The sequence below is a fragment of the Plasticicumulans sp. genome, assembly GCF_035331805.1.
GTDB lineage: Bacteria > Pseudomonadota > Gammaproteobacteria > Competibacterales > Competibacteraceae > Plasticicumulans.
On record NZ_DAOLKE010000160.1, the window covers coordinates 2,275 to 8,009 of the forward strand.

Here is a 5,735-nt window from a genome sequence, read left to right on the forward strand (position 1 = left end):
ACACCGACATGCCCTCGCTCGCGACGCAGTACCTCGGCCTGAAGCTGGCCAATCCGCTGATCCTCGGCGCCTCGCCGCTCGGCCATGAACCCCTGCTCGCGCAGCGCGTCGCCGATGCCGGCATCGGCGCGATCGTCATGCATTCGCTGTTCGAGGAGGACCTGCTCGAAGACGTGACCCAGCGCCAGCTGCTCGGCCTGCCGACCGACCCGGACAGCCAGCGCGCGCTGTTCCGCGGCTCGCTCGATCGTTACCTGAAGCAGCTCGAAAAGCTGAAGAAGAGCGTCGGCGTGCCGGTCATCGCCAGCCTCAACGGCGTCTCGGCCAGCGGCTGGATGGAGCAGGCGAAAGCGCTGGTCGATGCCGGCGCCGATGCGCTGGAGCTGAACGTCTATTACCTCGCCGCCTCGCCGGCCGAATCGTCGACGGCGGTCGAGGCGCGCTACATCGAGCTGGTGCGCCAGCTGCGCGCGACGCTGAGGATTCCGTTCGCGGTCAAGCTGTCCTCGCAGTTCACGGCGCTGCCGCACTTCCTGCGCCGGCTCGAAGCCGAGGGCGCCAGCGGCTTCGTGCTGTTCAACCGCTTCTACCAGCCGGACATCGACCTCAACGGCGTGCGCCTGATCCACCGCCCGATCCGCTCGCGCTCCGAGGACGTGCTGATGGCGCTGCACTGGATCGCGATGCTGCGCGGGCGCATCAACGGCGGTCTGTCGGCCAGCGGCGGCGTGCAGCACGCCGATGACGTGCTGAAACTCCTGCTCGCCGGCGCCGACACCGTGCAGATCGTCGGCGCGGTGCTCAACGAAGGTCCGGGCCTGGTCTCCGACATCCTCGCCGGCGTCGGCGAATGGCTGGACGCGCACGGCTACGACTCGGTCGCCGACCTGCGCGGGCGCTTCAGCGAGAACCGCATCTCCGACCCCGGCGCCTACGAGCGCATCCACTACCGCGGCGTGCTCGACAACTGGCGCGCGCCGGGCGAAGCCTGGCGCTGAACGACGCGGCCGGGCGGCACCGCCGCCCGGCATGCCGTCAGGCCGCCAGCTCCGGCGCAGCCGCCTGCGGCTGCACGCCGCCCTGACCGAGCCGGGCGCGCACGGCGACCAGCTCGGCGAGGATGGACACGGCGATCTCGGCCGGCGTGCGGCTGCCGATCGCCAGCCCGACCGGCGCGTGCAGCCGCTCGATCGCCGCGGCTTCGACGCCGACCTCGGCGAGCCGCGCGCGGCGCGCCTGCGAAGTCCGCTGCGAGCCGAGCGCACCGACGTAGAAGGCCGGCGAGGCGAGCGCTTCCATCAGCGCCAGATCATCGAGCCGCGGGTCGTGCGCGAGCGTGAGGATCGCGCTGTGCGCATCCGGCGCGAAGGCGAGCACGGCGTCATCCGGCGAACCGCCGAGGCGCGTGACACCTTCGGCGAGCGGCTGTCCGGCATGACCGGGGCGCGGATCGCAGACCGCGACCGCGTAGCCGAGCGCCTGCGCCATCGGCGCGAGCAGCGCGGCGACGTCGGTCGCGCCGATCAGCAGCAGCCGCCAGCGCGGGCCGAAGGGCTGGCGCAGCAGCGGGCCGTCGCCGCTGAAGGCCGTCGTCGCATCGGCCGGCACCAGCCGCTGCGCGCCGCTCGCGAGCTTCAGCTCGCGCAGCAGATGCCCGCCGGCGGCAGTCGTGGCCAGCACCGCGTCGATCCAGGCCGGATCGGTCAGCGTCTCCAGCAGCAGGTGCAGCGTGCCGCCGCAGGGCAGCTGCAGGCGCACGGCCTCCTCGCGCGTCGCACCGAACACGATGCGCTGCGGCAGCGCCGGTGGCCCGGTGCGCGCCAGCCGCGCGACCAGTTCCTCCTCGACGCAGCCGCCGGACACCGAGCCGGCGATCGCGCCGTCGCGCACGCGGATCGCCGCGATCGCCCCGGGCGGGCGCGGAGCCGAGCCGTAGGTGGCGAGCACGGTCGCGAGCGCGACCGCCTCGCCGCTGCGCCGCCAGCCGGCGGCGCTTGCGAGCACATCCAGATCGAGCGACTGCATGCTCACGCGCTCCGTCAGCTCTTGGCGACCGGCATCAGCGGCAGCCGGCGGTGGCGTTCGCCGGTCAGCGCGAACAGCGCGTTGCCGACGGCTGCGGCGATCGGCGGCGTGCCCGGCTCGCCGACGCCGGTCGGCGGCGCCTCGCTCGGCACGATGTGCACCTCGATCTGCGGGGACTCGGACAGGCGCACGGCCGGGTAGTCGTCGAAGTTGCCCTGCTCGACGCGCCCGTCCTTCAGCGTGATCTGCCCGTACAGCGCCGCGCTCAGGCCGTAGACGATGCCGCTCTCGATCTGCGCGCGCACCATGTCCGGATTGACCGCCGTGCCGCAGTCGACGGCCGCGACCACGCGCGTCACCTGCACCCGGCCGTCCTTCTGCGTGACCTCGGCGATCTCGCAGACCACGCTCTCGAAGGATTCGTGGATGGCGATGCCGCGGCCGCTGCCCTTTTCCGGCGGCCGGCTCCAGCCGGCCTTGGCGGCGGCGAGGTTCAGGCACTTCAGGAAGCGCGGATCCTGGTGCTTTGCGAGCAGCCTGCGCCGGTATTCGAGCGGGTCGATGCCGGCGGCGTGCGCGCATTCGTCGACGAAGCTCTCGACGACGAAGCCGGTATGCGAATGCCCGACCGAGCGCCACCACTGCACCGGCACCGGCGACTTCGGGCTGTGCAGGTCGACCTGCAGGTTCGCGACCGCATACGGCAGGTCCGAGGCACCCTCGACCGAGGTCGCATCGATGCCGCCGCGCACCATGAAGGCCTCGAACGGCGTGCCGGCGAGGATGCTCTGGCCGACGATGGTGTGCAGCCACGCCACCGGCAGACCATCGGCTCCGAGCCCGGCGCGCAGCCGCGAGACCCAGTGCGGCCGGTACCAGCCGCCGCGCGTGTCGTCCTCGCGCGACCAGACGGTCATGACCGGCTTGCCGGGCATGGCCTTCGCGACCTCGACCGCCTCGTTGCTCCAGTCCGAGGCCGGATTCGCGCGCCGGCCGAAGCCGCCGCCGAGCAGCGTCGTGTGGATCGTCACCTGCTCGGGCTTCACGCCGGCGATCTTCGCGGCATTGCCCTGATCGACGGTCTGGAACTGCGTGCCGGCCCAGATCTCGACGGCATCGGCATCGACGCGCACCGTGCAGTTCAGCGGTTCCATGCAGGCGTGCGCGAGGTAAGGCACCTCGTATTCGGCATCGAGCGTCTTCGCGGCCGTTTTCAATGCACCGGGGGCATCACCCTGGGCGACGGCGACCGTGCCGGGCTCGCGCGCGAGCTTCTGGAATCCGGCCCGCTGCGCGGCCGTGGAAAAGCCGGCGTTCGGACCATCGTCCCACTGCACCTTCAGCGCCTCGCGGCCCTTCAGCGCCGCCCAGGTGTTGCTGGCATAGACGGCGACACCGCCGGCGACGGCCTTGACCGCGAGCACGCCGGGCACGGCCTGCGCGGCCGCCGAGTCCCACTGCTTCGGCTTGCCGCCGAACACCGGCGGCCGCGCGAGCACGGCAAACAGCATGCCCGGCACGCGCACGTCGATGCCGAACTGCCCCTTGCCGCTGACCTTGTCCGGACCTTCGAGGCGGGGCGTGGCCTTGCCGATCAGCTTGAAGTCCTTCGGATTCTTCAGCGTCACGCTCGCCGGCGGCGTGCGTCTGCCGGCTTCTTCGGCCAGTTCGCCGAAGGCAAGCTTCCGATCGCCGTGCAGCACGAAGCCGTTCTCGGCCCGGCAGTCGACGGCCGGCACGTTCCAGCGCGCCGCGGCGGTCTCGACCAGCATCGTGCGCGCGACGGCGCCGATGCGGCGCATCTGCTCCCAGCTCGATGCGACGCTGGTGCTGCCGCCGGTCATCTGGATGCCGAACACCGGGTGCGCATAGACGATCGCCGCCGGCGCCGGTTCGACGCGCACCTGGCTCCAGTCGGCTTCGAGCTCCTCGCAGATCAGCATCGGCAGCGAGGTGTAGACGCCCTGCCCCATCTCGGCCTTGTTGCAGAGGATGGTCGTCGTGCCATCCGGCGCGATGCGGATGAAGGCATCCGGCGGGTATTCCTTCGCCGGCGCATCGGCGGCCTGCGCCGCCTGCAGGCGCTTCAGCGTCGCCGGCAGATGAAAGGCCAGCACCAGGCCGGCGCCGAGCATCGCGCCGCCCTTCAGGAAACCGCGGCGGCTGATCGAGACATCGAGGCTCATGGTTCAGGCACTCCGCTCGGCGCCGGCGGCGCGGTGGATGGCGGCGCGGATGCGCCCATAGGTGCCGCAGCGGCACAGGTTGCCGCCCATCGCGTTGTCGATGTCGGCATCGCTCGGCTTCGGATTCGAGGCGAGCAGTGCCGCAGCGCTCATGATCTGGCCGGACTGGCAGTAACCGCACTGCACGACGCCTTCGTCGAGCCAGGCCTGCTGCACCGGGTGCAGGCCGCCGGCCGGGGCGAGGCCCTCGATCGTCGTCAGCTTGCGACCGGCCGCCGCCGACAGCGGCGTCAGGCAGGCGCGCACCGGTGCGCCGTCGAGGTGCACGGTGCAGGCGCCGCACAGGCCGCGACCGCAGCCGAACTTGGTGCCGGTCAGCCCGAGCACATCGCGCAGCGCCCACAGCAGCGGCATGTCGCCGGGCGCATCGATCTCACGGCTCTGGCCGTTGACTTCCACGGTGGTCATCGGGCGTTCCTCGGAAGGGGGGGTGGTGACGGAAATGCGGGGGAAATGCCGACACGACGGGCAGACCATAGACGCCGGCTTGCATGCAGCTACTGACGCGTGATGAATGGCAGCTTGACGGCTTTATCTGAACGACGTTCAATTTTGAACATCGTTCAGATACGAACGCCGTTCCGGTCCCTGCCGATGAACCCCTGCCCGCCCGCCGACCGCCGCAGCCGCCGGCGCGAACGCACCGCCGAAGACATCCTCGCCGCCGCCGTCGCGCTGTTCGCCGAACAGGGCTGGGCAGCGACGACGATGGAGCAGATCGCGGCGCGCGCCGACATCGCCAAGGCGACGCTGTACAGCCACTTTCCGGTCAAGGAGGCGATCCTGGTCGCGCAGATGCAGCAGGAGCTGCGCATGCAGTGGCCGGCCTTCGAGCAGCGCATCCACGAGACCACCGGCACGCGCGCGCAGCTGCTGGCGCTGTTCGAGCTGGCCGCGCCCTGGCTCGAAGCGCATCGCGACGTGATGGCGCCGTACGTCGCCTACCGGCTGTCGCGCCCGCGCGGCGACGGCAGCCAGCGCAGCGGCATGGACAAGCTGTTCACGGCCATCGTCGAGCGCGGTCGCGCGCGCGGCGAATTGCGCGACGACCTGCCGGTGGCCGTGCTGGTCATGCACCTGCAGTTTGCGTACCTCGCCGAGCTTCTGCGCTGGCTCGAAGCCCCGGAAGCCGGCCACGAACTCGGCGCGGCGCTCGCGGCGATGGCCGGCCTGTTCCTCGATGGCGCCGCGCAGCGCCCGGAGCAGCCGTCATGAGTGCGTCCGACTGCATGGAAACCCGCATGGAAACCGACCCGCGGATCACGCTGCTCGACCCGGCCGCCGCCCGGGCGCAGGGCATGGACAGCGCCGGCGGCAAGGGCTGGCAGCTCGCACGCATGGCGCACTACGCGCTGCCGGTGCCGGACTTCCGCGTGCTGCCGGCCGCGGCGGCGCTGGCGGCGGTCGAGGCGACCGGCCTCGATGCCGATGCCGCCGACGCCGGCGACGATCCGGCAGCGCTGG

At 71.7% G+C, this 5,735-nt stretch carries 6 protein-coding genes; 3 read left to right on the forward strand and 3 right to left on the reverse strand.

Annotated features, from left to right (window positions below; translation table 11 throughout):
• A partial coding sequence (locus PKE44_RS11810; protein ID WP_324551370.1) for a dihydroorotate dehydrogenase-like protein occupies window positions 1–998 on the forward strand: 998 nt, incomplete at its 5' end.
• Window positions 999–1,035: 37 nt separating this feature from the next.
• Here the strand turns inward: PKE44_RS11810 and PKE44_RS11815 are convergent.
• The 3 genes from PKE44_RS11815 to PKE44_RS11825 are packed head-to-tail and all read right to left on the reverse strand — an operon-like array spanning window position 1,036 to window position 4,679.
• A complete protein-coding gene (locus PKE44_RS11815) occupies window positions 1,036–2,025 on the reverse strand; it encodes an XdhC/CoxI family protein (RefSeq protein ID WP_324551373.1) in 990 nt (329 codons plus the stop codon).
• A 14-nt stretch (window positions 2,026–2,039) separates the two neighbouring features.
• Complete coding sequence (locus PKE44_RS11820; protein ID WP_324551376.1) at window positions 2,040–4,211, reverse strand: xanthine dehydrogenase family protein molybdopterin-binding subunit; 2,172 nt, start codon at window positions 4,209–4,211, stop codon at window positions 2,040–2,042.
• A 3-nt stretch (window positions 4,212–4,214) separates the two neighbouring features.
• Window positions 4,215–4,679 carry a (2Fe-2S)-binding protein gene (locus PKE44_RS11825; RefSeq protein ID WP_324551379.1) on the reverse strand — a complete coding sequence of 155 codons (465 nt, stop codon included), beginning with the start codon at window positions 4,677–4,679 and terminating at the stop codon, window positions 4,215–4,217.
• A gap of 186 nt (window positions 4,680–4,865) precedes the next feature.
• Between PKE44_RS11825 and PKE44_RS11830 the strand changes: the two genes are divergently transcribed.
• Together PKE44_RS11830 and PKE44_RS11835 are read left to right on the forward strand one after the other, a co-directional pair.
• The gene (locus PKE44_RS11830) at window positions 4,866–5,486 is read left to right on the forward strand and encodes a helix-turn-helix domain-containing protein (protein WP_324551381.1); all 621 of its coding nucleotides are present in this window, start codon (window positions 4,866–4,868) and stop codon (window positions 5,484–5,486) included.
• The coding region (locus tag PKE44_RS11835; protein ID WP_324551383.1) for a hypothetical protein at window positions 5,483–5,735 on the forward strand (253 nt) is incomplete at its 3' end. The genes PKE44_RS11830 and PKE44_RS11835, both read left to right, overlap by 4 nt.

Bases quoted from the DNA above. Each gene is read 5' to 3' on its own strand.
- PKE44_RS11815 (WP_324551373.1), bottom strand. From the start codon at position 2,025: ATGCAGTCGCTCGATCTGGATGTGCTCGCAAGCGCCGCCGGCTGGCGG.
- PKE44_RS11820 (WP_324551376.1), bottom strand. From the start codon at position 4,211: ATGAGCCTCGATGTCTCGATCAGCCGCCGCGGTTTCCTGAAGGGCGGC.
- PKE44_RS11825 (WP_324551379.1), bottom strand. From the start codon at position 4,679: ATGACCACCGTGGAAGTCAACGGCCAGAGCCGTGAGATCGATGCGCCC.
- PKE44_RS11830 (WP_324551381.1), top strand. From the start codon at position 4,866: ATGAACCCCTGCCCGCCCGCCGACCGCCGCAGCCGCCGGCGCGAACGC.